A 26,978-nucleotide genomic window follows, 5' to 3' on the forward strand; every position below is an offset into this window, starting at 1 on the left:
TTCATTCCCCCAGATCGAGCGTGAGTTTGGTGACGGCGAACGCCTCGGCGTAGCGCGCGTGGCATTCGATGCCGCGGATCCGGGCCAGCCCGAGGAAGGCCTCCCGGTCGTACCAGGGCCGGTGCCGCTGCGAGGGGTAGTGCTCCTGGAGCAGTCGCACCTTCCGTTCGGCGATCTCCGGCGACAGCGGCTGGTACGCCGGCGGACGGCCGAGGTCGCCGTCCCACTTGACGATCTCGTAGCCGAGCACGAGGTGGTCGCGGAAGGCGGTGGACATCAGCTTGGCCAGGCCGCGGTGGTCCTGGTGCGCGTCATCGGTGCGCGGGGCCAGGATCAGATCCGGATCGGTCTGCCCGCGCAGTTCCTCGACCGCGGCCTTGGCCTCTTCCCAGTGCGCGGGGAGCCGGCCGTCCGGCAGCTTGTGCACGGTCAGCCGCAGGTCGGCGTCCGGGCAGAAGGCGGCGAGCGCGGCCTGCTCCTCCTGTTCCCGCTCGCTGCCGCCGCCGGAGAGCACCAGGGCGTCGACGCGGATACCCGGCCGCGCGAGGCACAGCGTCAGCAGCGTGCCGCCGGCGCCGATGGCGATGTCGTCGCAGTGCGCTCCCACCGCGACGATCCGGTCCAGGCGCCCGGTCCCGAGCCGGATCACGCGCTCACCCCCGCGCCGTCCCGTTCCCACACGGCCCACGGTCGGTCGCCCCGGGCGTAGGCGTCGTCGAGCGCGGCCCGCTCCTTCACGGTGTCGGTCGGCTTCCAGAAGCCGCGGTGCTGGTGCGCCACCAGCCTTCCGTGCTTGGCCAGTTGGGCGCATCCGTCGGCGACCAGGTCCCCGTTCTCCGGGATGTGGTCGAAGACCTCCTGGCGGAGCACGAAGTAGCCGCCGTTCTCCCACAGCGGCAGTTCGCTCACCGCGGTGATGCCCCCCACCAGGCCGTCCTCGCCCAGGTCCACGCAGTGGAAGGAGGACTGCGGCGGCACCACCATCATCGACGCGCCGGCGTCGCGCCGGGCGAACCGGTCGATCATCTCCGGCAGCGGGGCGTCGGTGAGCACGTCGGCGTAGTTGGCGAGGAACATCTCGTCGCCGTCCAGGTGGTGGCGAACCCGGCGCAGCCGCTCCCCGATCGGTGACTCGATGCCGGTCTGCGCGAAGGTGATCGTCCAGTCCGCGATGTCGGTGGACAGCAGCTCGGTCCGCCCGCCCCGCAGTACGAAGTCGTTGGACACCGTCTCCTCGTAGTTGAGGAAGAAGTCCTTGATGTGGTGGGCTCCGTATCCGAGACACAGGATGAACTCCGTGTGCCCGAAGTGCGCGTAGTAGCGCATGACGTGCCAGATCAGCGGTCGCGGGCCGACCATCGCCATCGGCTTGGGCACGTCGTCCGCGGCACCGCTTCGCATCCGCATCCCGTAACCGCCGCAGAACAGAACGACCTTCATGCCTTGACCTCGACAATGCTCAGTTCCGGTATGGGAAAGACCAGCCGGCCGCCCCAGTCGTGCACGAAGGACAGCTGCTCGACCAGCTCGGCCCGCAGGTTCCACGGCAGGACGAGGACGTAGTCCGGTCTGTCGGCGGCTATCCGCTCGGGTGGCAGGATCGGGATGCGCGTGCCCGGCGTGAACCTGCCGTGCTTGTAGGGGTTGCGGTCGACCGTGTACGGGAGCAGGTCGGGCCGGATGCCGCAGTGGTTGAGCAGGGTGTTGCCCTTGCCCGGGGCTCCGTAGCCGACGACCGTCTCGCCGCGCTCGGCCGCCTCGATGAGGAACCGCAGCAGGTCCCGGCGCACCTTGGCCACCCGGGCGGAGAACTCGGTGTACCCGGACAGCTCCTGCAACCCGGCGGCCTTCTCCCGCGCCAGCACGTCGGCCACCCGCTGCGTCGGCTCGCCGGCCACCTCGGCCGGCCGTGCCCACAGCCGTAGGGAGCCGCCGTGCGTGGGCAGCAACTCGACGTCCACGAGCGCGAGTCCGCCGCTCGCGAGGGCTCGGGTCGCGGACGCGACCGTGTAGTACTGGAAGTGCTCGTGGTAGATCGTGTCGTACTGGTTCTCCTCGATCAGGGTCAGCAGGTGCTGCACCTCGATGGAGACCCAGCCGTCGTCGGCGACCAGGGCGCGCAGGCCCTGGGTGAACCCGACCACGTCGGGGATGTGCGCGTACACGTTGTTGGCCACGACCAGGTCCGCCGCGCCGTGTTCGGCGCGGACGGCCGAGCCGGTGTCCGGGCTCAGGAACTCCGTGAGCGTGGGAACGCCCGCCTCGCGCGCCGCGGCGCCGACGTTCACCGACGGCTCGATGCCGAGGCAGCGGATCCCCCGGTCCACCACGTGCTTCAGCAGGTACCCGTCGTTGCTCGCGACCTCGACCACGAAGGCGTCGGGGCCGAGTCCCACCCGCTGTACGGCGTCGGCGACGAACGTGCGCGCGTGCTCCACCCAGGAGGTCGAGTACGAGGAGAAGTACGCGTACTCCTTGAACGTCTCCTCCGGCGTGATCAGCGGCGGGATCTGCGCGAGCCAGCAGTCGGTGCAGACCCGCAGGTGCAGCGGGTACGCCGGCTCCGGCTGGTCCAGTTGGTCCGCGGCGAGAAAGCTCTCGCACGGCGGCGTCGCTCCCAGGTCGACGACGCTCGCCGGCGTCGCCGAGCCGCAGAGTCGGCATCGTGTCATCTACTGCCCCCCATTGATTCCGTCCCCCATTGATTCGGTCCGCTTGATTCCGTCCGCCCCGCGATCGCGGTGCGGTACTCCTCCACCAGGCGCTCCAGCCCGACGGCCGGGCTGAACCCCTGCTCGTAGCGGCGCCGGGCCGCCCGGCCCATCTCCCGGTTGCGGGCCGGCCCGGCCGCGATCCGGCGTATGCCGGACGCGAGCGAGGCGGGCTCGCCCGGCCGGTGCAGCAGCCCGGTCACGCCGTCCTCGACGAGTTCGACGAAGGCGCCGTGACCGGCGGCGACGACCGGGACCCCCGCCGCCATCGCCTCCACGACCACCAGGCCGAACGCCTCCAGCCACGTCGAGGGGGCCACCACGGCGACCGACCGCTCGATGGCCTGACGGCACTGAGCCGGGTCGTACAGGCCGACGTGGCGCACGTCGTCCCGGCCCGCCGCCCAGGCGGTCACCTCCGGCTCCAGTGGCCCCGCCCCGGCGATCACGAGTGGTACGCCCACACCGCCGCTCGCCGCGATCTCGTCCCACGCGGCCATGAGCAGCCGTACGCCCTTGGCCTCCGCGAGCCGGCCGAGGTAGAGCACGTGCTCGCCGGGGCCCGTTCGGCAGGAGCCCGGGTCGGGCACGAAGTTGTGCTTCACCGCCAGCCGCTCGGCCGGCATGCCGGACCGCACCAGGACGTCGCGCTGCGCCGCGGAGATGCAGAAGAACCGCTCCACGCCGGACCACCACCGCCGCCGGTTGACCGACAGGCTGACCGCGAGCGGCACCGTCGCCAGCCGGGAGTTGCGGTAGCAGCCGTGCCGGACGGCGGGCAGCGGGGCCGACCCGACGCACTCGGTGCACGGCCGGCCGTCCCGCTGGAGCGTGCCGGGCGGGCAGACCTGGGTGTAGTTGTGCAGCGTGGCGACGGCGGGCACGCCGGCGTCGGCGCAGGCGGCCAGCACGGCGGGCGACAGGAGCGGGAAGACGTTGTGGACGTGGACCACGTCCGGTCGCTCGCTGCGGAGCCGGGCGGCGAGTTCCGCGCGGACCGCCGGGTTCCACGGCACCAGGAGCGGCACCGCGGCCTTGGCGAGGAGGGACCGGGCGGCGATGTCGTCACTGCGCCGCTCGAACACCTCGACCCGGTGGCCGGCTCCGCGCAGCAGCTCCACCTCCTGGTCGACGACCCTGTTCTCCCCGCTCGGCTGCGCCGAGGCGTAGCGGTTGTGCACCACGAGGACGTGCATGGTCAGGTCACCTCCGATCTCCGGGCCGGCACGGGATGCGTCATCGAGGGACTCCGGGCGTCGAGAGGAACGGCCGGGGCGGGTGCCGCGAGCAGCGAGGCGGCGACGGCCAGGTGCAGCAGATACGGCGAGGCGTCGCCGAGGCCGGCCTCGGTGTACGACGCGATCGCGCAGTAGCTGATCAGGAAGATCGCGCAGGCCCTCGACAGCGACGGCGGCCGCAGCAGCGCGACGCCGCCCAGCACGATGATGATCGCCGCCACCAAGGAGACCCCGGTCAGGCCCTGCTCGTGGTAGACGGCCAGCCAGCTGTTGTCGATCGGCAGCCCGCCGAACGACTTGTCGCCCAGGCCCACGCCCAGCAACTGCTCCGTGGTCGTCCGGGGCGCCGCCAGCAGGGCGTCCCAGACCTTGGCCCGGCCGGTGAGGCTGGTGAAGTGCTCCTGGCTCTGTCCGCGCAGGAACCAGGCCTGGAGCGCGGAGGTGAACCCCACCGCGGCCACCGCGGCGCACAGCACCGCCCAGGTGAAGAACCGGCGGGCGGCGGCGCTGGTCAGGACGAGCGAGCCGATCGCCAGCGCCAGACCGATGAGCAGGCCGAGCGTGGCCGTCCGGGTGTGGGTCAACGCGAGCAGGACCAGTGACGGCACGATGACCAGCGCCGCGCCGGCCCTGTCGGTCCGGCGGCCCAGCACGAGCAGCACGGTGAGCCCGGTGATCACCGCGGCGTACTGTCCGATCTGCGGCGGGGTGAGCGGCCACAACGCACCGACCAGCCGCCCGCCGTAGAGCTCGGGCAGGGCCGCGCCCGGTGCGATGACCAGGCCGGCGGCCACCGACCCGAGCACCGCGAAGTACATCCGGATGTGGTGCCGGACGAACGTCGTGCCCCCGTCCCACCAGCGGCTGAGCAGCCACAGCGTGCCGATGAAGAGAGCCAGCCGGGCGCAGCGGAACAGCGCGCCGAACCCGGACTCCAGGTGCGCGCTGGAGATCACGCTCGGCACCAGCAGCAGGGTGAGCAGGAACATGAAGGCGCCGGCTCGCAGGCGCAGCCGCAGATTGACCGCGAGCGCCAGCGCGAACGCGGCGACCAGCGCGCCCATGGTGACCATCTGGATGAGGGAGCGGGGCAGCGGGACGATGGTCTTCGCCCCGGCCGAGCCGAGTGTGTTGAGGACCAGCAGCCCCCAGACGATCCCGACGGTCTTCGGTGTGGTGGTGCGGTCACGGTCCATCTCGGCCACCGGCCCGTTCCGCGAAGGTGCTGCCCGCGTCCTGCTCGTACGGCGGGCCCTGCCACTGCCCTGAGTCGAGCACCCGGCTCGGGTCGTGGGCGACGAACTTCCACGGGCCGAGGTAGACGTTGTCGTGCCAGCGGTTGTCCTGCTCGTGGGTGATCGCCTCCGCCACCTTCTCCCCCTGGTACGGCGACCAGTCCGGATAGGTGCCGTAGTTGGCCAGTACCGCCATGCGGTCGCACTTCGCCGCGCACTTGACGACGGACTTGTCCAGCGCGAAGCGGTTGTCGTGGATGTCCACCCGCTGCGTCTTCCACCGGCAGTCGGCGTAGAGCGGTGGCCGGGTGATCGCCGGCTTCGCGCAGCGGTCGGTGTCCCGCACGAGCAAAGTGCAGTCACCGGACGAGGTGTTGGCCGGGCTGTTGCAGAACCGGTCGGCGTTTTCCCACAGGGTGATCCCGGACCAGTTGTTCTCCAGCACGTTCCGGTAGATCTCGATCTTGTCCGTGCGGGCTCGGATCCGTGGTTCGCCGCCGGACTCGGACAGGTAGACGGTCGCGAACGGGAAGTTGTCGCCGCGGTCGGCCTGCCTGCGGCCCTCGACCCAGTTGTTCCGCCGGATCGTGTTGTTCCGGATGACGGCGTTGTAGCTGGTCTCGTAGATCAGCGCGGCACCCTCGTTGGCCTCGACCACGTTGTTCTCGATGCGGAAGTCGTTGTTGTTGGTGTCGGCCCACAGCCCTGTTCCGCGGTTGCCGTGCACCCAGTTGCCACGCACGTCGGCGCCGTCGACGGCCCAGAACTTCACGCCTCCGGTGCAGCCGCAGCCCTTCCGCCGCCGCTCCCAGCCGCCGGTGTTGTTGCCCGTGATCTCGTTGCCCTCGACCACCAGACCGCTGATGCGGCCTGTGGCCTTGTACGCGTTCATGCCGTACTGGCCGTTGCCGCGCAGGCAGCTGGCGCGGACCCGCTGGCGGGCACCGGCCATCAGCCCGGCGCCGGAGTTGTTCTGGATCGTGGCGTGCTCGATCACCCACCCGTCGGCCGAGTCGTGGTTGACGACGCCCTCGTCATGCGGCGCGACGAAACGCTGCACGGTCAGGTGGCGGATGGTGACGTCGCGGGCGCTGCCGCCGAACGCGTACTGGTTGGTCTTCCGGCCGTCGAGCACCGCGCCCGGGGCGCCGAGGTAGCGGTTCCCCTGCTTGGGGATGACCTGGGCGTAGCGGTCCGGGGCGAGGCTGTGCTTGCCGGGGCGAAGCCAGAACGTGGTGTGCGGAGGGTTGTTCCTGGTCTTCGCCGCCAGGTCACCGACCACCGCGGGGTCGACCGTCACCGCGCCCGCCGGCGCCTTCGCCGGCCCGGCCGCGGGCTCGGCGCACACCCGCGCCACGGGCGTGGACGACGCCGGGGCGGTCGGCTTCGCCCTGGCGTCCGGAGTGCTGGTGCTCGTGCCCGGGCTCTCACAGCCGGTCGCCACCAACAGGGCCAGCGCCGGCGGTGCCGCCGCCCACGCCCAGTGCCGCCTCTTGATCCCCACCCGGCCCCCTAGCCGCGGAACCTGAGTACGGTGGTGAACCCTTCCGCGCCGTCGGCGAAGCCGGTGCCGACCAGTGTGGTGGTGGGTTCCTTGCGCCCGAATCCGGCGGAGTACCAGCCCAGCGGCGGGCCGGTCTCGCCGCGATGCGCCTGCCAGGTCAACTGTCCGGGCAGGTCGAGCACCGCCGAACGCCCCTCGCCGTCCCGGTTCCAGGTGAGCACCGCCCGGTTCCCCACCAGGTCCGCGGCGATCGCGGGGCCGAGGTGGAACGCCAGGCGTACGTCCCGGCTCGGGCCGCGCACCTCGTCGACCACCCTCAGCTCCCGGCTCACGGCCGTCAGCTCCACCCGGCGGCGGTGCACGGAGCGCTGGTATCCGTAGTGCTCGGCACACCAGCGGGACACCCCCTCACCGGAGGGGTCCACGGCCAGCACGCGGCTCCTGGCCTGCCTGAGCCACAGGAACGGGCCGCCGGAGACGGACTGGTCGCCGCCGTCCAGCTCCAGGGTGTTGTGGCCGAGGGTCGACCGGAAGTACTGCCGCCATTCGGGCTGCCCGTGGTAGCAGTACGTCCCCGGGTCGGCGAGCACGTCGACCCCGTCGTGCCGGACCTCCACGGACAGCGCGTCCGCGTGGGCGTGCGCGGCGATGGACAGGAAGCCGTGCGGACCACCGTCGCAGCGGCACCAGATCTCCTCCGGGCCGCGCAGGATGGTGAGCCCCGCGTCCGCGAAGTGCGCCGGCCGGCTCGCCGGGCGGGTCGCGGCGGGTCGGATGGGTCCGATGAGCGCGGCGAGCAGCGGGGTGCGCACATCGGTGCCGGTCACCTTCGGCCACCACGCGAGTCGGCCGAACACCGCGTCCCCGGTGGCCAGCAGCGAGCCCCAGCGGTCGGTGCCCGCGCCGTCGAGGACGAGGCCGTGCCCGTCGTCCGCGTCCCCCTGGCGCGGCGGACGCAGGCGGCCGTCCACTATGGCCGCGAGCGCGTCGGTCATCCGCAGCAGCACCAGCCGGATCGACGCGGGAACCGGCACGCCGGCGGCATCCGCCTCGGCCACCGCGGCCAGGCCGAGCTCCAGCACCAGTCCGTGATATTCGGTGGCCAGCTCGCGGTTGAGACCGGAGTCGAAGGTGTTGCCTCGCAGGTGCCGCTCCAGTGACCGCAGCGCGTCGGCCCGCCACCGCGCCGAGGAGGGGAACCAACCGAACGCGCAGGCCGCCGCCAACTGCCCGGCCGCCTCGGCGATGACGTGGTTGTTCGCCGAAGACCCCCGGCTGGGGAAGGCGGCCAGCCAGCGCTGGTGGTGCCAGATCTGGTTCAGCGCGACCGGGTTGCCCTCGAACAGCCCGGCCGCGCCCGGCCAGCCGTCGAGCAGCCGGCGGATCCACACCCAGGACAGCAGCCGGATGCCCAGTTCGATGCCGCTGATCCAGTGCACCCCGCGCAGCGGCGCGTTGGCCGCCCACCACGACCGCAGGTGCTCGGCCACCCGCTCGGCGTACCGCTCGTTCCCGGTGATCGCGTAGGCGGCGGCGAGCTGGGTCAGGTACTGGTGCCGGGACGGCTCCCAGATCTGCTTGATGTCCCCGACCGCGTCCTCGTTCCGGTACGGCACGTCGAAGGCGTGGCCCCACGGAGCCCGGCGCCCGGTCTTCGGGTCGTACCACCAGTCGGGGTCGGTCAGGTCGTCGCGGACCACACCGAAGTACTCGGCGTGCCCGTACATCAGCCGGTCCGCCTCGGCGATGAGACGCTTCGCGGCGTCCGGGGGTATCGCGGCGATCGTCCCGGCGGGCAGTACGGCGGTGAACCGGGCGCCGGTCACGCTCGGGCAGGCCGGCCGCGCCGACCGCCACCGCCGCCTGCGCACCGCGTCGACCGCCCGGCCGCCGACCTCTCGCGGTCCCATCCGGGACAGCCGCCGCAGGTACCAGCCCGCGCTCATGGTCATCGCGGCCTCGCCAGCGTCACCGGCGCACCGCCTACCAGGCCGGCCCGCACGGCGAGGGTGGCCGCCGTGGTGGCGACCAGCGACTGGAGCGGCACCGGCATCGGCCCGCCGGTCCGCACGGCCTTGACGAAGGCGGCCAGTTCGGCGGACTGGCCCTTGTCCCGGGCCTTGGGCAGCCGCGAACTGACCCACCGCTTCCGGCGGCCATCGTAAACAGCGGCACGGACGAAGTCGTCGAGCCGCAGCGCACGGCCGTCCGCGACCAGGTCCAGCGTCTCCTTGGGGAATCCGGCGGGGCCGGTGGTGACGTAGCTGATGGTGGCGGTGGACCCGTCCGGGTAGCGCAGCACGACCTGGAGGTCCTCGTTGCCGGACGGGGCGACCGCGTACACCGATACCGGGTCGGCGTCGAGCAGCCAGCTCGCCGTGTCGATGAAGTGTCCGCCCTCGCCGGCGAACCGGGAGCCCTCGGTGCCCTGCTGGAGGTACCAGCTTCCGTGTTGCAGCCGGCCCGCGTTGACCAGGTAGCGGAGGTTGGCCGGACCGGTCCGGGTACCGAAGCGCTGCCGGGCCTCCCGCAGCAGTGGCGAGAACCGGCGGTTGAAGCCGACCTGCAACCGGTCGTTGCCGGACTCCTCCACGGCCGCGAGCACCCCGGCCAGCTCGTCCTCGGTGAGGGCCAGGGGCTTCTCCACGAAGACGGTCTTGCCGGCCAGGAGTGCCCGCCGGGTCAGTTCGGCGTGCGAGCTGTGCCGGGTGACGACGAAGACCGCGTCGACGGACTTGTCGCCGAGTACGGCGTCGAGGTCGGTGGTCGCCTCGGCGAAGCCGAATGTGCGCTGCGCGTTGGCCGCGGACAGCGCCGTCGTGGTGACGACCGTGGACAACTCGACGCCGTCGCGCTGTGCCAGGTGCGGCAGCAGCATCGACGTCGCGTAGTTTCCCGCGCCGACGAACGCGAGGCGCACCGGCGTCCTGGCGACCCGGACGGGAGCCGGCTTCACGTTCACCGCGGGCACGGCGACCGCAGGGGCCTTCGCAGGGGCGTCCGCCTCCCCCGCCCGTCGGGGGTACCGGAACAGCACGGCCACGGCCTTCAGTTCGCCGTCCTTCAGGCGCTGGTACGTCTCGACGGCGTCGTCGAATTCGGCGATGTGGGAGATCAAGGGCTCCACGTCGACGCTGCCGCGGGCGAGGAGGCCGAGGAAGCACGCCAGGTTGCGGCGCTCGGTCCAGCGCACGTAGCCGATCGGGTAGTCCCGCCCCTCCAGCTCGTACTCCGGGTCGTAGCGCCCGGGGCCGTACGACCGGGAGAAGCGGACGTCGAGTTCCTTCTCGTAGTACGCGTTCCACGGCAGGTCCAGGCGGCACTTGCCGATGTCGACGACCCGGCCGCGGTCCCGGCTCAGCTCGGCGGCCAGCTCGACGGGCTGGTTGCTGCCCCCGCCGGCGGCCAGGTACACCTGGTCCACGCCGTGCCCGCCGGTGAGGTCGGCGACGGCGGACTTCACGGCCGCGGACGCCGGATCGCCGGCGGCCGCGGCGCCCAGGCGCTCGGCGAGCTCGCAGCGCGCCGGGTCGGGGTCGGCGCCGACGACGCGGACTCCCGAGGCGGCCAGGAGCTGCACCACCAGCTGCCCGATCAGCCCGAGGCCGATGACCAGTGCCACCTCACCGAGCTGCGGTTCACCCTGGCGGACGCCCTGCAACGCGATCGACCCGACGGTGCCGAAGGCCGCGTGCCGCGGCTCGAGGCCGTCCGGCACCCGGGCGTAGAGGTTCCTCGGCACCCAGTTCAGCTCGGCGTGCAGCGCGTGCTCGTTGCCGGCGCAGGCCACGAGGTCACCGGCCGCCACGTCGTCGACCCCGGCGCCGACCTGCTCGACCACCCCGCACAGCGAGTAGCCCAGCGGCGTGTAGGAGTCCAGCTTGCCCATCACCTTGCGGTAGGTGGCCGGCACCCCGTTGGTGGCCACGCTCTGCATGACCTTGGCCACCTGGTCCGGGCGGGAACGGGCCTTGCCCAGCATCGACATGCCGGCCTCGGACACCTTCATGAGCTCGGTCCCGGTCGAGATCAGTGAGAAGGCGCTGCGGACCAGCACACCGCCCGGCTTGCACCCCGGTACCGGCACGTCGAGCACCGCCAGCTCGCCGCTCTTGTAGTTCTGCACAACCTGTTTCACCCGAACTCCTGATTCCTAAGCCGATGACCGAGAGCTCTGACCGGACCCGGAGGTCGCGTCGCGATACCAGTACTCGAGGGTCAGTACGTGCCAGAGATGCTTGGAGAAGTCCCGCTGCCCGGCGGCGTCCTCGGCGACCATCCGCGCCAGCGCGTCGCGGCGCAGCAACCCGGAACGCACGAGCTCGCCGTCGTGCACCACCTCGCGTACCAGCGGTGCCAGGTCCCGGCTCATCCAGGCGCGCAGCGGGGCGCTGAACAGACCCTTGGGCCGGTACACGATCTCCCGGGGCAGGACCGAGGCGGCCGCCTCCTTGAGGACGGCCTTCCCCTGTCGTCCGACGATCTTGCGATCGCCGGGTACGGCGAACGCCGCCCTGACCACCTCGACGTCCACGTACGGCACCCGCACCTCGGTCGACGCGGCCATGCTCGACCGGTCCGTGTACGCGAGGTTCAGGCCCGGCAGGAACATCCGGGCGTCGGTCAGGCACATGCGGTTGACGAAGTCGTCGAGGTCGTTGTCCTGGTAGGTGTCCGCGTGCTCGGTGAGTACGTCCTCGACCGTCCCGGCCAGGTCCGGGGCGACCAGGGCGAGCAGCTCTTCCTGGTCGTACATGGTGTAGCTGCGCCGGAACGCGGTCTCCTCCGGCAGGTCGGCGAAGGAGAGGAACCGTTTCGCGAAGCGCACCGACCGGTAGCCCCGGCGGGACGTGGCGACCGGCAGCCGGTCCACGGCCCGGGACAGGCCGCGGCGCACGGGCCGCGGGACGCGCTGGTAGCGCAGCGCGAGCAGGTTGGCCAGGTGCTTGCGGTACCCGGCGAACAGCTCGTCGGCGCCCATCCCCGAGAGCATCACCTTGATCCCGGCCTCGCGGGCGGCGGAGCAGATCAGGTACGTGTTGATCGCGGCGGGGTCGCCGATCGGCTCGTCCAGGTGGTACGTCATCCGCGGCAGCAGGTCGAGCACGTTCGGGGCGATCTCGATCTCGTGCAGGTCGACGCCGAACCGCCGGGCCACCTGCCGGGCGTAGCGCAGGTCGTCCGGCATCGCCTCGAACTTGGCGTCCTCGGCGCGGAATCCGATCGTGTAGGCGGAGATCCCGGGCCGGTGGCGGGCCGCGAGGGCGGTCAGGTAGCTGGAGTCGAGGCCGCCGGAGAGGAACGTCGCCACGGGGACGTCGGAGAGCAGGTGGCGCCGGGTCGACTCCTCCACGACGGCGGCGAGATCCGGTGGTTCACCGTCCCGGGCCTCGTGGGCGACGTCCCGGAGGTTCCAGTACCGGCCGCGCTCCACCCGTCCGTCGGGCCGGCACCTCAGCCAGCTCCCCGGCGGCAGCTTCTCCGCCTCGCGGAACGCGCAGCGCGAGTCCGGCACCCAGTAGTACAGCAGCGAGGCCACCAGCGCCGTGTGGTCGACCTCCAGCTTCCCGCCGGTCGCGGCGGCGAGCGCCTTGAGCTCGGATGCGAAGGCCAGGCCCGTGCCGCGCCGGAGCAGGAACAGCGGCTTGATGCCCAACTGGTCGCGGACAAGGACCAGTTCACCGGTGCGCTCGTCGAAGATCCCGAACGCGAACATGCCGCGCAGCCGGGGCAGGCAGTCCGTGCCCCAGCGCCGCCAGGCCTCCAGCAGCACCTCGGTGTCGGAGGTGCCGCGGAAGCGCACCCCGGCGGCTGCCAGTTCGGCCCGCAGCTCGGGAGCGTTGTACAGCTCGCCGTTGTACGTCAGGGCGAGGCCGTCGGAGACCATCGGCTGGGCGCCGGTCCCGGACAGGTCGATGATGGCCAGCCGGCGGTGCCCCAGCTGCACTTCGCCGTCGCCGACGGGGTGGCCGTAGCGGCCCGCCCCGTCCGGACCTCGGTGGGCGAGGGTTTCGGTGAGCCGGTCGGTCACGGCCTTCCCGTCCGGCCATCGGTAAGTGCCTGCGATGCCACACATGTCCTACCGCGCCTCCTGCTCGTTGTCCGGGATCCGTGCGGCCCACAGCGGCTGCCGCTCCGTCCGCGCCGGGCCCTCCCCCACTGCCTGAACGGCGTGGGAGGTACCCCCACCGTTCTGCCAGGCCGGCCGTTCGGTCCGGCCGCGCAGCGCGGTGTGCGGCCCGTCCCACAGCGTGCCGTCGGTCCGGTCACGCGGATCGGGGTCGATCAGCACCACCCCGGTCACCTCGATGCGCTGGTCCGCCAGTTGCCGTGCCACGGTGTGCAGCCATGCGGCGCTGCCGTGCCCGGCCCGCACGACGAGCACGGTGCGGGTGCCGAGGTACTGGAGGTCGGTCCAGGCCGTGCCGGGCGCCACCGATCCGACGCCGATCCGGCGTTCGTGAGGGGACACATCCGCGGCGGGCTCGCCGCTGACCACGGCGGGGTCTCCCGGCTTCGGGCGGCGGTTCGCGAGCTGCGGTCCTGGCAGACCGTCGATGACGGCCACCGGCCCGTCCGCCGCCATGGCCCGGGCGAGGTCCAGGGCCAGCGCGCTCGTGCCGCGCGCGCAGCCCAGTTCCAGCAGTGACAGCGGTTCCGCGGAGCCGCGCACGGTGCGGGCCAGGGTCCGGGTGAGCCTCATCCGTGCCGCTCGGGTCCGTCGGCGCCGCCACGGCCTGCCCGGCCGGCGGGGCAGCTCCGCGATGACCGAGGCGCCGAGGTTCGCCGCGATGTCCCGTCGTAGCACGGGGCGGTCCGCCACCACCGTGCCGACGGCGGCCACCGCGAGCCCGAGGACCAGCCCGAGGACGAGCCCGATCGCGGCGTTGGTGGCGGCGGCCCTGGGCAGGGAGTGCCGCACCGCGCGCGGGGCGTCCACGATCTGTGTGCCGGAGACGACCCCGGGTGTGCCGGTGCGCGCCTCCGCGGCGCGCTGGTCGAAATCGGCGATCCGTGAGTCGAGTTCGGCCCGGCGGGCGAAGAGCGACTCCATGCTCGCCGACGCTTTCGGGTCGCTCTGCGCCGACCGGTCTCCGATCGCCTCGTTGACCTGGGCGAGCTCCTCCCGCATGCGGTCACGCTGGTCGAGCAGGGCCTCGGACTCGGCCTTCGCGGTTTCCCGCATCCGCCGCACATGGTCCGCGACGAACGCCTCGGCCAGCGCCCTGGCCCGGGCCACCGCTTGCGCGTCGCTGTCGCCTGTCACATCGATCCGCAGCAGGTTGTTGGTCAAGCCGGTACCCCGGTAGTCCCGCATGAAGTCCTCAGGTTTTTCCCGGGAGTCGAGGGCCTCCAGGGCCTTGCCGGCGATCCGCGTGGTCCCCAGCAGCTCGACGTCGGTGCGGATCAGCGTTCCGGTGTCGTTCGGCTGGTCCTCCCGATGCGCGACCAGCACCTTGGTCACCGCGGTCGGCGGCGGCGGCATCAGGACCGCCACCGCCGCGCCGGCCAGCAGTCCCAGCAGCGCCATGGCGCACCAGATGCGGCGGCGCCTGCGCACCGCCACCACCAGCGCCTGGAGGTCGAAGAGCGGAGCGGCTGCCGACGACTCCGACGTCGTGCTCGTCGTCACACCGAACCTCCCGTCGCATGGCCGCGAACCGCGAGCGCGGGAGTGGCGTCGTCCGGAGGCCGGCCGGCGGACCGCGTCGGACGGATCCGGACCGTTCCGGCGACGACGACGCCGGCCACCTCATGCCCGCCGTCCGCACACGCCTCGGCGATGCCGGCGAGTTCCTCCGCGGTCCGGCTGCCCGCGCTGAGGACGACCAGGGCACCGGACTCGGTGTCGCGGTCCGGCACGACCGGCCGGTCCACCGAGACCTCCACCACCCGCAGCAGCGGATCGCCATCGGCCTCGGCGACGAGCTGTCCGGCGGCCCGGCGGGCGATCTCGTCCCCGTCCGGTACGACGACCAGCAGCCGCCCGGGGGCCGGCAGCCGGTCCCGGAGGCGGGTGCAGACCCGCCGGTAGCGGATCCGTCTGCCGGCCTCGTCGCCCGAGCTCGGCGGCGTCGGCAGGTCCCACCGGGTGTCGAGACCGAGGAGGCGGCGGATCCGGGCCCGTGGGACGCGGTCTTCCGGCCGGTGCGCGCCGCTTGGCTCCTCGGGCACGTCGACGGTGCCGAGCAGTGCCGAGCCCAGTGCCGCGGAGATCTCCGGTTCGGTGCGCAGCCGGCGATTCGTCCGTGCGGCGGCGAGATGGCCGATGACCGCGAGCAGGAAGAACAGCAGCGCCCCGGCGACGATGAGCTGCGTCCTCGTCGGCGGTGCCTCGCCGGTCGGCCGGACCGCCGGGCCCATGACGACCATGCCGGCCTTGCTGGTCGCCGGGTCGGCCTCGTCCAGCTTCCTCATGGCCTGTTCCAGCGAGGTGCGCAGCTTCTCGAGCGCGGTGCGGCCCTGCACGCTCTCCACGGTCTGCCCCGGACCGGCCGCGTGGGCCAGGTCGGTGATGCGGCGGTTGGTCTCCTCGACCTTCTTCCGCAGCTCCTCGGGCTCGGTGGCCGCTTCGGCGTCGGTGCCGCCGCCCGCGATCCGCGCGGCGAACTCGACGAACTGCCGGGCCACTTGGTCGGAGAGCCGCTGGGCGCGCTCCGGGGTGTCGGCCGTACCGGAGATCTCGATGATGTTCCCGTCGGCGGCCTCGGCGGTCACCCGGTCCCGCAGCTCGGCGCCGCCGACGCCCCTCCAGCCGAGCGTGGCGGCCGCGCGGTCGACCACCGTCGAACTGGTCGCGACGTCCACCTGGGTCAGCAGTTCGCGCTCTTCCCACTGCCCCGGCAGCAGGACGGATGCCGACGTGGTGTACCGCGGCGGAAACACCAGCGAGGTGCCGTAGCCGACGAGCGCGCCCACCACGGCGAGGGTGGCGAGAAGCCGCCCGCGCCGGCGGAGAATCCGCCCGATGGTGGCCAGGCGTATGGTGTCCTCGCTCAACTGCGCTGCCTCTTCCCTGTGCGGACCGGGTCGCCCGCCGACACCGGGGTCTGGTCACGGCAGGCGGCGGCGTAGGCGGCGAGCAGAGACGCTTGCGAGTTCCGCCAGGAGAGCGGCCCGCTGATCCGCTCCTGGCCGGTCCTGCCCATCCGGGCCCGCTTCTCCGGGTCGTCGAGGAGCAGCGCGATGAGTCCCGCGAATGCGGCCTCGTCGTTGGCGGGCGCGTAGACGGCGGCGTCACCGGCGGAGACGCGCGCCTCCCGGAGGTCGAAGGAGACGATCGGCCGGCCCATCGCCATGTACTCCAGGACCTTGTTCATGGTCGACACGTCGTTGAGCGGATTGCGCGGGTCGGGGGAAAGGCACACGTCCGCGGTGGACAGGTAGCGCACCAGGTCGGCGTCCGGGATGCGCCCGGTGAACTGCACCCGCTCCGAGAGCCCGAGCCGCCGGGACAGCTCGACCATCGCGTCGAAGGCGTCACCGGAGCCGACGAACACCGCGTGCCAGTCGGTCCGCCCGAGCTCGTCACGCAGCTTCGCGAGGGCACGCAAGGCGTAGTCGACGCCGTCCTGAGGGCCCATGACGCCGAGGTAGCACAGCAGATGAGGCTTGCCGCGCTTCAACTCCGGCTCGGGCGGCACCGGTTGGAACCGGTCGGTCTGGGGTGCGCTGCGCACCACGAAGACGTCCTCCGGCCGCCGGCCACCGCGGCGCACCGCGACGTCTCGGTAGCTCTCGTTCGTGGCGAGCACGATGTCCGCGGCCCGGTAGGTCCGCCGTTCCAGCGCGCACACGGCGCGGTAGAGCAGGTCCTCGCCGCGGTCGAACCGGGAGAGGTACAGCTCGGGCACCAGGTCGTGCTGGTCGAAGACGAACCGCGCGCCGCGCCTCTTCAGCCACAGCGCGGGCAGGAACAGCAGGTCGGGCGGGTTGCAGGCGTGGACCACGTCGACCGGGCCGACCTTGCGGGCCAGCCGGGCCGTGTGCCACAGCGCCGATCCGTACTCCCGCAGGTAGCCGGCCGGTCCTCCGGTGGCCGCGCGCAACGGGTAGCGGTGGATCCGCACCCCGTCGATCTCCGCCTCCGGCTCCGTGTCCCGCTTGCTCCCCTGGGGACAGATGACGTGCACCGTCCAGCCCGCGTCGCGCAGCGTCGTGCACTCCTGCCACACCCGCCGGTCGAAGGGCACCGACAGGTTCTCCACCAGGATCAGCGCGCGCCGGCCCGGCCGGTCGCCGCCGGATATGCCATCTGACGCCATGTCACCAAGCAAGGCCCACGTACCCCGGTTCGGCCCGGCGCGCCTCGGCGTCGGGAAGGTGGATGAGGTCGACGATCACCGGGCGGCCGCCATGGGGCAGCGCCGCCAGCACGGCCGGATCCCTGGTCCCGACCAGGCACACCTCGGCGTGTTCGAGCACCTCGTCGACGGAATCCGCGAGCAGCTGCGCGAGGTGCGGCAGCCGGGTCTCGATGTACTCGCGGTTCGCGCCGATCAGCCGGGAGAGGCTCACGTTGGCGTCGTGGATCCGCAGGTCGTACCCCTTGCCGAAGAGCCTCTCCGCCAGCTCGACGAGCGGGCTCTCGCGGAGGTCGTCGGTGCCGGGTTTGAAGGACAGTCCGAACAGGCCCACCCGGCGCTTGCCGGTGCGCTCGACCAGCTCCACCGCGCGCTGTAGATGCGCGGAGTTGGAGGGCAGCACGTGGGCGAGGATGGGCACCGAGACATCGGCCCGCTGTGCCGCGTGGACCAGGCTGCGCAGGTCCTTGGGCAGGCAGGAGCCTCCGAAGGCGAAGCCCGGCCGCAGGTAGGCGGGGCTGACGTTCAGCTTGCGGTCGGCCAGGAACACGTCCATCACCTGGTGCGAGTCCACCCCGAGGGCCTGGCACACCGCGCCCAGCTCGTTCGCGAAGCCGATCTTGAGGCCGTGGAACGCGTTGTCCGCGTACTTGATCGCCTCGGCTGTCGGGACCGGCACCCGGAACACTTCGCCGGGCAGGCCGTCGTACAGCGCCATCACCGCGTCGCCGCTTGCCGGGTCGAGCTCGCCGATGACGGTCTTGGGCGGGTCGAAGAAGTCCCGCACGCTCGTGCCCTCGCGCAGGAACTCCGGGTTGACCGCGACCCCCAGGTCCACCCCGGCCGTGCCGCCGACGTACTTCTCGAGGATCGGTACCAGCAGGTTCAGACAGGTGCCCGGAAGCATGGTGCTGCGGAACACGACGGTCTGCCGCCCGCCCCGCTCGGCCAGCGCGGCGCCGATCTGCTCGGTGACCCGCTCCAAGTACGTGGTGCACAGGCTGCCGTTGGGCTCCGACGGCGTGCCCACGCAGACCAGCGACACCTCGCTGCCCATGATCGCCTCACGGACGTCGCCGGTGGCGCGTAACGCTCCGGTGCGCACGACGTCGGCGACGAGTTCGCCGATCCGTTCCTCGACCACCGGGGCCTTGCCGTCGTTGACCAAGTCGACCTTCGCCTGGTTCACGTCCACCCCGATGACCTCGTGCCCCATGCTGGCCAGGCACGCGGCCGAAACGCAGCCCACGTAACCGAGCCCGAAAACGCTGACTCTCATGACCCGTCCCTCCCCCAGGCAGGCCCTTGTGGCCTGCGATCCCCCCGAGCAGGCCCGTGGGGCCTGCGGTCCGCGCGCCGGCCGGACGACGGCCTGCGCGCATCAGTACGCCCCTTGCCCATGGATCACCGCACGCAGCGTCTTCCACAAGATCACTGTGTCCAGGGCGAGCGACCAGTCCTCCACGTACCGCAGGTCGAGGCGGACCGCCTCCTCCCACGGCAGGTCACTGCGTCCGCTGATCTGCCACAGACCGGTGAGCCCGGGTTTGACCAGCAGCCGCCGCCGGATGTCCGGGTCGTACGCGGCGGACTCCTCCGGCAGCGGAGGCCGCGGGCCGACGAGCGACATCGAGCCGGTGAGCACGTTGAAGAGCTGCGGGAGCTCGTCGAGCGAGTACCGGCGCAGCACCGCTCCCACCCGGGTCACCCGCGGATCCCGGCGGAGCTTGAACAGCAGCCCCGCGCCCTCGTTGCGGTCGGCCAGCTCGGCACGTGCCCCGTGAGCCCCGGCGACCATGGTGCGGAACTTGAGAATGGTGAACTCGCGGCCGTCCTTGCCGACCCTGCGCTGGCGGTAGAACACCCCGCCCCGACTGTCGACGATCACGAGCAGCCCGACGAGCACCATCAGCGGCGCGAACAGCACCAGCAGGACCGCCGCGCCCACCCGGTCGACCACCCCCTTGATCACCCGGCGCCCTCCGCTGAAGGCCGGCATGCTGACCCGCAGCAGCGGGATCCCGAGCACCGCGTCGACGTGCAGCCGCGGCCCGGCCACCTCCATCAGCACGGGGGCCACGACCATCTCCGTGTCGCTGCCTTCGAGGTTCCAGGCCAGCCGCTGGAGCCGGTCCGGTGACCAGTGCGGGTCCGGTGTGACCGCGACGACGCGGTAGCCGTCGTGGCGGACGTGCTTGGCGACGTCCGCCAGTTGTCCGACGACCGGCACTCCGTCCACTTGGTCACCGTCGAGCCCGCGACCGTCCGTCGTGCACACCGCCTCCACACGCCAGCCGAGGTGCGGGAACTTGCGGGTACGGGTGATCAGGTCGCGCAAGGTGTCCGGGCTCCCGGCAGCGAGCACCGGCCTCAGGCACCGTCCCTCCTTACGCTGTTTGTGCAGCCAGAGGCGGAGCAGATACCGCGCGGTCATGGTGACCAGCGCGATCGCGGGGACCGCGACGAAGATCCAGAGCTTGATGTTGCGCGAGGTGAGAGCGATCCCGCCGAGCGCCAGTACGACGGTCGCCGCGAACAATGAGCGTCCGAGCCGGCGGAACTCCTCGGCGCCCTGGCCGAGCACGACCGGAGACCACGACCTGCTCACCGCGAGCGCTCCGAGCACCAGCAGCTCGGTGCCGAATGCGAGGATTCCCCACTTCTCGTGCCAGTCGGCCGCGTCCCGGGCCCCGAAGAAGTTGCCGATCGCCGCCACCACCAAGGCGGTGGCCACCGTATCGCTGGAGATCACGGTACGGCGGTACCGCTGCTCCCAGTCGATCGCGGGTCTGCTGATTGCCCCATTCGCCAGACTCCCGCGCGCCGACGATAAAGGGCCGACTAATCCCCCCTGCCGCACAGAACCCCCCCGGTTCCCAGTGGTTCGACGGTGTCGCCCAACACTGTTCCTCCCCCTGGGAGGCCCCCGCCTCCCGCGCGCTTCCTCCCCTCGGGGGACCCCCGGCCCCCGCGCCGCGCTGTTCTTTCCCCGCGGGAGCCCCCTGCGCCCGCGTACGGCATTCCGGCTGCTTCAGCGCTACTCGGACGACTCGCGCCGGCGGCAGCGGACTCGCATGTCCTGCCAGACTCTCGAGGTGCGCGTGGGAACCCGTCGAAACCTCGGATGCTCCCCGCACCCGAAGCCCCCTCCCGGGCTCCAAGAACCGATCACCTCCACGGCCGGCACCGGAGACGCAACCGCTGACCGTCCGTAGCACCGGACCTGTAGATCATCATTTGTCGCCTCGTGTCCCAGCATGGGAAGCACGGTCAATCTAGACCATCGGGGCCCTTCTGAAGAGAGGGGTGTGTGGAATTTGTGCTCAAGATTTGAAGCCGTGTCCACGGGCCGGTGACCGCCGACGGGTGCGTCAGTGACAAGGCATGCCTGTGACCTGCGATGACGGGGGTTCTCCGGGCTTCCGGCACCGGCGGCCCCGGGGCGTCCCGGCGCTGCCGGTCGGCGTCGGCGGGGACGCGGGGCAGGGGAAGAGGAGATCACGCAGGCAATGGATCATCACGTCCCGGTCTCCGGGTAACGTCGAGGTATGAGCCATCCGCACCCCGAACTCAAAGCCGCCCCACCCCTGCCCGCCGGAGGACTGCGGGTCGTCGCCCTGGGCGGCCTGGGTGAGATCGGCCGCAACATGACCGTCTTCGAGCACGCCGGCAAGCTGCTCATCGTCGACTGCGGCGTGCTGTTCCCCGAGGAGACCCAGCCCGGCGTGGACGTGATCCTGCCGGACTTCACCTCGATCCGGGACCGGCTGGACGACATCGTGGCCGTGGTCCTCACCCACGGCCACGAGGACCACATCGGCGGCGTGCCTTATCTGCTGCGGGAGCGGCGGGACATCCCCCTCGTCGGCTCCAAGCTCACCCTCGCCTTCATCGAGGCCAAGCTCAAGGAGCACGGCATCCGGCCCCGCACGGTGCGGGTGCGGGAGGGCGACCGGCGCGGCTTCGGACCCTTCGACTGCGAATTCGTGGCGGTCAACCACTCCATTCCGGACAGCCTCGCGGTCGCGATCCGCACCAGCGCCGGGATGGTGCTGCACACCGGCGACTTCAAGATGGACCAGTTCCCTCTCGACGACCGCATCACCGATCTGCGCGCCTTCGCCCGCCTCGGCGAGGAGGGCGTGGACCTGTTCCTCACCGACTCCACGAACGCCGAGGTCCCCGGTTTCACCACCTCCGAGCGTGAGCTGAACCCGGCGATCGAGCAGGTGATGCGTACCGCGCCGCGACGGGTCATCGTCTCCAGCTTCGCCAGCCACGTGCACCGCATCCAGCAGGTCCTGGACGCCGCCCACGAGCACGGCCGCAAGGTCGCCTTCGTCGGCCGGTCGATGGTCCGCAACATGGGCATCGCCCGCGACCTGGGCTATCTGAAGGTCCCGTCCGGTCTGGTCGTGAGCACGAAGGAGCTGGAGAAGCTCCCGGACCACAAGATCACTCTGGTCTGCACCGGCTCCCAGGGCGAACCGATGGCCGCGCTGTCACGGATGGCCAACCGCGACCACATGATCCGCATCGGCAAGGGCGACACCGTCCTGCTCGCCAGCTCCCTCATCCCCGGCAACGAGAACGCCATCTACCGGGTGATCAACGGGCTCACCAGGTGGGGCGCCCACGTGGTCCACAAGGGCAATGCCAAGGTGCACGTCTCCGGGCACGCCAGCGCCGGCGAACTCGTCTACTGCTACAACATCGTCAAACCCCGCAACGTCATGCCCGTGCACGGCGAATGGCGCCACCTGCGGGCCAACGGCGACCTCGCCATCCGTACCGGCGTCGACCCCGACCGGGTCGTCATCGCCGAGGACGGCGTCGTCGTCGACCTCGTCGACGGGCGCGCGTCCATCACCGGCAAGGTTCCCGCCGGCAACGTCTACGTGGACGGCATGGAAGTCGGCGGCGCCACGGAAGCGTCCCTCAAGGACCGCCTCACCCTCGCCAACGAAGGCGTGGTCACGGTGGTGGCGATCGTCGACGCGGACACCGGCGCACTCGCCGAGGCCCCCGACTTCCTGGCCCGCGGCTTCGTCCACGACGACGCCACCTTCGAGCCGGTCATCCCCGTCATCGAGAAGACCCTGGCCACCGCGGCCGAGGAAGGCGTCGGGGACGCCCGCCAACTCGAACAGCTCCTCGCCCGCGCCGTGGCGAACTGGGCGTTCCGCACCCACCGCCGCAGGCCCCTGATCATCCCGGTCATCATCGACGCCTGAACCCGGGTGGAAGCCTGTAAGGGGCCTCATCGGATGCGCTTCGCCGGCTGGGTGGCGGCGTCGAGCAGGTACTCCAGGGGCCCACGGCGGAAGAAGCGGTTTGGCCAGGCGGCGCAGTCGCGGCAGGCGGTCCATCGCCACCGTGGCACCGAGGAAGCGACCGTCCCGCCCCTGTACGTCCTGCTCGGCTTCCCGGTCTCGGGACCAGGGAAGCCCTAAGGGACTGTAAGGACTTGGCTCCCGGCATTGAGCGACCCTGTTCGCGCCGTCGACTCTGTGTGCTCCCGAGCCGCAGACAAGGGAGTTCCGATGGCCACACAGACCACCGCCGAGCGCGCGCGGCAGCCACGCCGCGACGAACGCAGGGTCGTCAGCAACATCGTGCGCGGATCGATCGGCAACCTGATCGAGTGGTACGACTGGTACGCGTACACCGCCTTCAGTGTCTACTTCGCCTCCGTCTTCTTCCCCTCCGGCGACCAGACCGCCCAACTGCTCAACACCGCCGCGGTGTTCGCCGTCGGCTTCCTGATGCGGCCGATCGGCGGCTGGATCCTCGGCCGCTACGCCGACCGCCGTGGCCGCCGCGCGGCGCTGACGCTGTCGGTGACGCTCATGGCGGCCGGTTCGCTGATCGTCGCGCTGACCCCGTCGTACGGCTCGATCGGGGTCGCCGCGCCCGTACTGCTGGTTACCGCACGGCTGTTGCAGGGGCTCTCGGTGGGAGGTGAATACTCGACCTCCGCGACCTACATGTCCGAGGTGGCCTCGCCCGGCCGCCGCGGCTACTACTCCAGCTTCCAGTACGTCACCCTCATCGCCGGCCAGCTGACGGCACTCGGCCTTCAGATCGTCCTTCAGCAGGTTCTCAGCCCCGCGCAGATGGAGTCCTGGGGCTGGCGGATCGCGTTCGTCGTCGGCGCCGCGGGGGCGGTGGTCGTGCTGTGGCTGCGGCGCGGCATGGACGAGTCCGAGAGCTTCCAGCGCGCCGCGTCGGAAGGCGAGGAGGAGCACAGCGGCCCGGCCCGCGGCAGCCTGCGACTGCTGCTGTCCTACCCGCGGCAGTGCCTGGTCGTCGTCGGGCTGACCATGGGCGGCACGCTGTTCTTCTACACGTACACGACTTACCTGCAGAAGTTCATGGTCAACACCAGCGGCATCGCCAAGCCGACGGCGGCCTGGATCAACTTCTTCGCGCTGCTCGTGTTCGTCGTGCTCCAGCCGGTCATGGGCCTGCTCTCCGACCGGGTGGGACGGCGTCCCCTGCTGATCGCGTTCGGGGTGCTGGGCACCGTGGTGGTGGTGCCCTCGCTCACCCTGCTGTCGCACACCAGCGACCCCGTGTACGCGTTCCTGCTCATGGTCGTGCCGCTGGCCGTCAGCTCCCTGTACACCTCGATCAGCGCGGTGGTGAAGGCCGAGCTGTTCCCGACCTCGATCCGGGCGCTCGGCGTCGGCCTTCCGTACGCGCTGACCGTGGCCGTGTTCGGCGGGACCGCCGAGTACGTCGCCCTGTGGTTCAAGAACGCCGGACACGAGAACTGGTACTTCTACTACGTCACCGCCTGTGTCCTGATCTCGCTGCTCGTCTACATTCGGATGCGCGAGACCTCCGAGGCGTCGCCCCTGGACGAGGGCGTTTCCGGGTCTCGCGGCTGACGAGGCGGGAAGGAGGCGACCGTGCGGGTGCTGCTGGCCGAGGACGACGACGGTGTGGCGGGCGCGCTGACCGAGGCCCTGTACGACAACGGCCACCTGCCGGCCCGGGTGCGGCGCGGCGAGGACGTGCTCGCCCGCCACCGGCAGGCCGACCTGCTGCTGCTCGACCTCGGCCTGCCCGACCTGGACGGCCTGGAGGTGCTGCGCAAGCTGCGCGCGGTCAGCCCCCTGCCGGTGGTGGTGCTCACCGCGCGGGGCGACGAACGGTCGGTGGTGCGCGGCCTGCGGCTGGGCGCCGACGACTACCTGGTCAAGCCGGTCCGGCTGGCCGAGCTGCTGGCCCGGATCGACGCGGTCACCCGGCGGGCCGCGGCGCCCTCGGCGCCGGCGCCGCGCACGGTGCGTGCCGGGGACGTCGAGGTCGACCTGGACGCCCGCCGGGTACTGGTCGGGGGCGCGGAGGTGCGGCTGACCACCAAGGAGTTCGAGGTCCTCGCCGCGCTGGCGGCCCGGGCCGGCACGGCGGTCAGCCGCCAGCAGCTGATGGACGAGGTGTGGGGGGACGCCTTCCTCGCCGTGTCCCGCTCGCTCGACGTGCACCTCACCCAGGTCCGGGCCAAGCTCGGCCGCCCCGAGGTGCTGACCACCATCCGCGGCTTCGGCTACCGCTTCGGCGACTGAGCCGGCCACACGACAGGCCCTGTTCATGCGCACCCGCGTCCTCACCGTGGTCCTGGCCTTCGCGCTCCTGGCCGTGGCCGGCTTCGCCGTCCCGCTGCTGGCCGTCACCGCCGCGCAGCGCACCCAGCAGCTCGTCGCGGCACGCACCGCCGACCTGGACCGTTTCGCCGGGCTGGCCGAGCAGGCCGCCGAGAGCGACGACACCGGCGCGCTCACCGCCGACGTGCGCCGCTACACCGAGCTGTACGGCGAGGCCGTCGTGGTCGTCGACGCCCGCCGCGCCCCGGTGGTACAGACGGGCGGCCTGCACGCCGCCGACCCGTCCGTCGCCCGGCTCGTCGACGCGGCGCTGCGCAACCAGCCCGTCCCGCCCGGGGGGACGCTTCGGCCCTGGTCCCGGGCCGACCGGCTGCTCGCCCGCCCCGTGGGCACCGGGACGAGGGTGTCCGGCGCCGTGGTGCTGCGGGTCTCGGTGCGGGCCGCCGCGGACGACATCGCCCTGCGCTGGGCGCTCGTCCTGGTCGGCGCCGGCCTGTTCGCCGTGGCCTGTGTGCTGCTCGCCCGCCGGGCCACGCAGTGGGTCGTACGGCCGCTGCACCGTCTCGACCGCGCGGTCGGCACGCTGGCCGCCGGTCTGCCGCCCGAGCACGCGCGGGCGGGCGGCCCGCCGGAACTGCGCCAGCTCGCCACCGGCTTCAACCGCATGGCCGACGCGGTCACCACCGCGCTGGAGCAGCAGCGACGGCTGGTCGCCGACACCTCGCACCAGTTGCGCAACCCGCTGGCCGCCCTGCGGCTGCGGATCGACTCGCTCCACCCCCACCTGCGCACCTCCGCCACCCGCACCTACACCGGGGTGACGGCCGAACTCGAACGCATGGAGCACCTCCTCGACGACCTGCTCACCCTGGCGAACGCCGAGCACCGCGCCGGTGAGCTGGCCGTCACGGACGCGCGGGAATCACGCTGCGACGCGACGGAGGTCGCGGCGGCCCAGGCCCGGCTGTGGCAGCCGGTGGCCGAACAGGCCGCGGTCGGCCTGGAGTTCGTCCCCGGCCCGGCCGTCCCCATGGCCTGCCCGGAGGGAGAGCTGGCCCAGGTGGCCGGCATCCTCTTCGACAACGCGATCAAGTACGCGGGGAGCGGCGCCCGCGTGGCGGCGCGCTGCTTCGCCGAGGGCGCGGACGCGGTGTTCGAGGTACAGGACGACGGACCGGGCCTGGACACCGGCGAACTCCCCCGGGCGGGCACCCGGTTCTGGCGCTCGGAACGCCACCGCGAGGTACGCGGCAGCGGCCTCGGCCTGGCGATCGCCGAGCGGCTGGTGGCCGCTCACGCCGGACACATCGAGTTCACGGCGGCCGAACCGCACGGCCTGCGCGTCCGGGTCGTACTCCCGAAGGGGCACACGTCATGACCGGCCCCACGCCCCGCCGCAGCGTCCTGCGCGCCGCTCTCGGCGCGGCGGGCGCCGGCCTGCTCGCAGGCTCCGCGACGGCGGACACGCGGCGCCCGGGCAGCGGCCCGGAGGGAGACCTGCGGATCGCGACCGGCGAGCCCGACGGGTTCTACGCGGCCTTCGGCCGGCTGCTCGCCGCCCAGGTCACGGCCGCCTACCCCCGGCTGTCCTGCCGGGTGGTCAACAGCGAGGGCAGCGTGGCCAACGTACGGCTGCTCCAGGCCCACCGGGCCGAGGTGGCGCCGGCCCTGTCGGACATCGCGTGGGCGGCGTACGGCGGCACCGCGCCGTTCGACCGCCGCGTTCCGCTGCGCGCGATCGGCAGGGTCTACGAGAACTACGTCCAGCTGGCCGTGCGCTCCGGGGCGCCCATCCACACCGTGGCCGACCTGGCGGGCCGCACCGTCTCGCTGGGCGCGCCCGCGTCGGGCGGCGCGGTGCTCGGCGACCGTCTGCTGCGGGTCGCGGGCCTGACCCCCGGCACCGACGTGCAGGTCCGGCATCTGCTGATGCCGCAGGCGGGCCGCGCGATGCGGTCCGGCGCGATCGACGCCCTGCTGGTCGCGGGGGGCGTCCCGCTGCCCGTGCTGTCCGGGCTCGACACCCGCCCCGGCATCCGCCTGCTGCCCCTGTCCGGCCTGCTGCCCCGGCTGCGGGCCGGGCTCGGTCCGGCGGGATCGGGGCTGGAGGCGGTGACGGTGCCGGCCGGGGCGTACGGGCGGAACCCCGAAGTCCCCACCATCGGCGTCGCCAACCTCCTGCTCTGCCGCCCCGACCTCCCCGCCCCCGTCGCCGCAGCCCTCACCCACGTCCTGGTCCGCCGGGCCGGCCGCCTCGTTCCCGCCCCGGCCCTCGGCACCCAGTTCCTCGACGCCCGCAGCCTGATCTCCACGGGCGCCGTCCCCCTGCATCCGGGGGCGGTCGCCGCCTATCGCGAACTGCACGGCTGACGG

The 26,978-nt window shown here is 72.2% G+C and carries 19 protein-coding genes; 5 read left to right on the plus strand and 14 right to left on the minus strand.

Annotation, left to right across the window (positions count from 1 at the left end; translation table 11 throughout):
* Window position 1: 1 nt before the first annotated feature.
* The 14 genes from QC385_RS01860 to QC385_RS01925 all read right to left on the minus strand — a co-directional run bounded on the left by QC385_RS01860 (window position 2) and on the right by QC385_RS01925 (window position 19,852).
* Entirely contained in the window at window positions 2–649 is a 648-nt protein-coding gene (locus tag QC385_RS01860) for a PIG-L deacetylase family protein (protein WP_279539454.1), read from the minus strand.
* Complete coding sequence (locus QC385_RS01865) at window positions 646–1,440, minus strand: glucose-1-phosphate cytidylyltransferase (RefSeq protein WP_279539456.1); 795 nt, start codon at window positions 1,438–1,440, stop codon at window positions 646–648. The genes QC385_RS01860 and QC385_RS01865 overlap by 4 nt, the downstream gene beginning before the upstream one ends.
* Window positions 1,437–2,672 (minus strand): class I SAM-dependent methyltransferase, encoded by a 1,236-nt coding sequence (locus QC385_RS01870; protein WP_279539457.1) that lies wholly within the window; start codon window positions 2,670–2,672, stop codon window positions 1,437–1,439. The genes QC385_RS01865 and QC385_RS01870 overlap by 4 nt, the downstream gene beginning before the upstream one ends.
* Window positions 2,669–3,907: a glycosyltransferase gene (locus QC385_RS01875; RefSeq protein ID WP_279539458.1), complete on the minus strand. Its 1,239-nt coding sequence runs from the start codon at window positions 3,905–3,907 to the stop codon at window positions 2,669–2,671. Before QC385_RS01875 ends, QC385_RS01870 begins: the two co-directional genes overlap by 4 nt.
* 2 nt (window positions 3,908–3,909) lie before the next feature.
* Window positions 3,910–5,145 (minus strand): O-antigen ligase domain-containing protein, encoded by a 1,236-nt coding sequence (locus tag QC385_RS01880; protein ID WP_279539758.1) that lies wholly within the window; start codon window positions 5,143–5,145, stop codon window positions 3,910–3,912.
* Window positions 5,135–6,688, minus strand: coding sequence for a right-handed parallel beta-helix repeat-containing protein (locus QC385_RS01885; protein WP_279539459.1), 1,554 nt, complete (start codon window positions 6,686–6,688; stop codon window positions 5,135–5,137). Before QC385_RS01885 ends, QC385_RS01880 begins: the two co-directional genes overlap by 11 nt.
* An 8-nt stretch (window positions 6,689–6,696) precedes the next feature.
* Window positions 6,697–8,640, minus strand: coding sequence for an alginate lyase family protein (locus QC385_RS01890; RefSeq protein ID WP_279539460.1), 1,944 nt, complete (start codon window positions 8,638–8,640; stop codon window positions 6,697–6,699).
* The gene (locus QC385_RS01895) at window positions 8,637–10,826 is read right to left on the minus strand and encodes a bi-domain-containing oxidoreductase (RefSeq protein ID WP_279539461.1); all 2,190 of its coding nucleotides are present in this window, start codon (window positions 10,824–10,826) and stop codon (window positions 8,637–8,639) included. The genes QC385_RS01890 and QC385_RS01895 overlap by 4 nt, the downstream gene beginning before the upstream one ends.
* Window positions 10,827–10,841: 15 nt before the next feature.
* Window positions 10,842–12,764: an asparagine synthase (glutamine-hydrolyzing) gene (gene asnB / locus QC385_RS01900; RefSeq protein WP_279539462.1), complete on the minus strand. Its 1,923-nt coding sequence runs from the start codon at window positions 12,762–12,764 to the stop codon at window positions 10,842–10,844.
* A 3-nt stretch (window positions 12,765–12,767) separates the two neighbouring features.
* Window positions 12,768–14,321 (minus strand): Wzz/FepE/Etk N-terminal domain-containing protein, encoded by a 1,554-nt coding sequence (locus QC385_RS01905; protein ID WP_279539463.1) that lies wholly within the window; start codon window positions 14,319–14,321, stop codon window positions 12,768–12,770.
* Window positions 14,318–15,688, minus strand: coding sequence for a Wzz/FepE/Etk N-terminal domain-containing protein (locus QC385_RS01910; RefSeq protein ID WP_279539464.1), 1,371 nt, complete (start codon window positions 15,686–15,688; stop codon window positions 14,318–14,320). Before QC385_RS01910 ends, QC385_RS01905 begins: the two co-directional genes overlap by 4 nt.
* Complete coding sequence (locus QC385_RS01915; protein WP_279539465.1) at window positions 15,685–16,953, minus strand: glycosyltransferase family 4 protein; 1,269 nt, start codon at window positions 16,951–16,953, stop codon at window positions 15,685–15,687. Before QC385_RS01915 ends, QC385_RS01910 begins: the two co-directional genes overlap by 4 nt.
* A gap of 1 nt (window position 16,954) precedes the next feature.
* On the minus strand, window positions 16,955–18,271 hold the full coding sequence (locus tag QC385_RS01920) for a nucleotide sugar dehydrogenase (protein WP_279539466.1): 1,317 nt from the start codon (window positions 18,269–18,271) through the stop codon (window positions 16,955–16,957).
* Between the two features lie 102 nt (window positions 18,272–18,373).
* Window positions 18,374–19,852 (minus strand): sugar transferase, encoded by a 1,479-nt coding sequence (locus QC385_RS01925; protein WP_279539467.1) that lies wholly within the window; start codon window positions 19,850–19,852, stop codon window positions 18,374–18,376.
* Between the two features lie 688 nt (window positions 19,853–20,540).
* Here QC385_RS01925 and QC385_RS01930 point away from each other — a divergent pair.
* From QC385_RS01930 to QC385_RS01950, 5 genes are all read left to right on the plus strand, one after another.
* A complete protein-coding gene (locus QC385_RS01930; RefSeq protein WP_279539468.1) occupies window positions 20,541–22,226 on the plus strand; it encodes a ribonuclease J in 1,686 nt (561 codons plus the stop codon).
* Between the two features lie 309 nt (window positions 22,227–22,535).
* Window positions 22,536–23,885, plus strand: coding sequence for an MFS transporter (locus QC385_RS01935; protein WP_279539469.1), 1,350 nt, complete (start codon window positions 22,536–22,538; stop codon window positions 23,883–23,885).
* A gap of 21 nt (window positions 23,886–23,906) precedes the next feature.
* Window positions 23,907–24,566, plus strand: coding sequence for a response regulator transcription factor (locus QC385_RS01940; protein WP_279539470.1), 660 nt, complete (start codon window positions 23,907–23,909; stop codon window positions 24,564–24,566).
* 25 nt (window positions 24,567–24,591) lie between these two features.
* Window positions 24,592–25,983, plus strand: a complete 1,392-nt coding sequence (locus QC385_RS01945; protein ID WP_279539471.1) for a sensor histidine kinase — start codon at window positions 24,592–24,594, stop codon at window positions 25,981–25,983.
* Window positions 25,980–26,975 (plus strand): TAXI family TRAP transporter solute-binding subunit, encoded by a 996-nt coding sequence (locus QC385_RS01950; protein ID WP_279539472.1) that lies wholly within the window; start codon window positions 25,980–25,982, stop codon window positions 26,973–26,975. Before QC385_RS01945 ends, QC385_RS01950 begins: the two co-directional genes overlap by 4 nt.
* The last annotated feature ends 3 nt before the right edge of the window (window positions 26,976–26,978 follow it).

Source organism: Streptomyces sp. DH10 (genome assembly GCF_029813805.1).
In the GTDB taxonomy this organism is placed as follows: domain Bacteria; phylum Actinomycetota; class Actinomycetes; order Streptomycetales; family Streptomycetaceae; genus Streptomyces; species Streptomyces coeruleofuscus.

Bases quoted from the DNA above. Each gene is read 5' to 3' on its own strand.
- QC385_RS01865 (WP_279539456.1), bottom strand. From the start codon at position 1,440: ATGAAGGTCGTTCTGTTCTGCGGCGGTTACGGGATGCGGATGCGAAGC.
- QC385_RS01870 (WP_279539457.1), bottom strand. From the start codon at position 2,672: ATGACACGATGCCGACTCTGCGGCTCGGCGACGCCGGCGAGCGTCGTC.
- QC385_RS01875 (WP_279539458.1), bottom strand. From the start codon at position 3,907: ATGCACGTCCTCGTGGTGCACAACCGCTACGCCTCGGCGCAGCCGAGC.
- QC385_RS01880 (WP_279539758.1), bottom strand. From the start codon at position 5,145: ATGGACCGTGACCGCACCACCACACCGAAGACCGTCGGGATCGTCTGG.
- QC385_RS01890 (WP_279539460.1), bottom strand. From the start codon at position 8,640: ATGACCATGAGCGCGGGCTGGTACCTGCGGCGGCTGTCCCGGATGGGA.
- asnB (WP_279539462.1), bottom strand. From the start codon at position 12,764: ATGTGTGGCATCGCAGGCACTTACCGATGGCCGGACGGGAAGGCCGTG.
- QC385_RS01915 (WP_279539465.1), bottom strand. From the start codon at position 16,953: ATGGCGTCAGATGGCATATCCGGCGGCGACCGGCCGGGCCGGCGCGCG.
- QC385_RS01920 (WP_279539466.1), bottom strand. From the start codon at position 18,271: ATGAGAGTCAGCGTTTTCGGGCTCGGTTACGTGGGCTGCGTTTCGGCC.
- QC385_RS01930 (WP_279539468.1), top strand. From the start codon at position 20,541: ATGAGCCATCCGCACCCCGAACTCAAAGCCGCCCCACCCCTGCCCGCC.
- QC385_RS01935 (WP_279539469.1), top strand. From the start codon at position 22,536: ATGGCCACACAGACCACCGCCGAGCGCGCGCGGCAGCCACGCCGCGAC.
- QC385_RS01945 (WP_279539471.1), top strand. From the start codon at position 24,592: ATGCGCACCCGCGTCCTCACCGTGGTCCTGGCCTTCGCGCTCCTGGCC.
- QC385_RS01950 (WP_279539472.1), top strand. From the start codon at position 25,980: ATGACCGGCCCCACGCCCCGCCGCAGCGTCCTGCGCGCCGCTCTCGGC.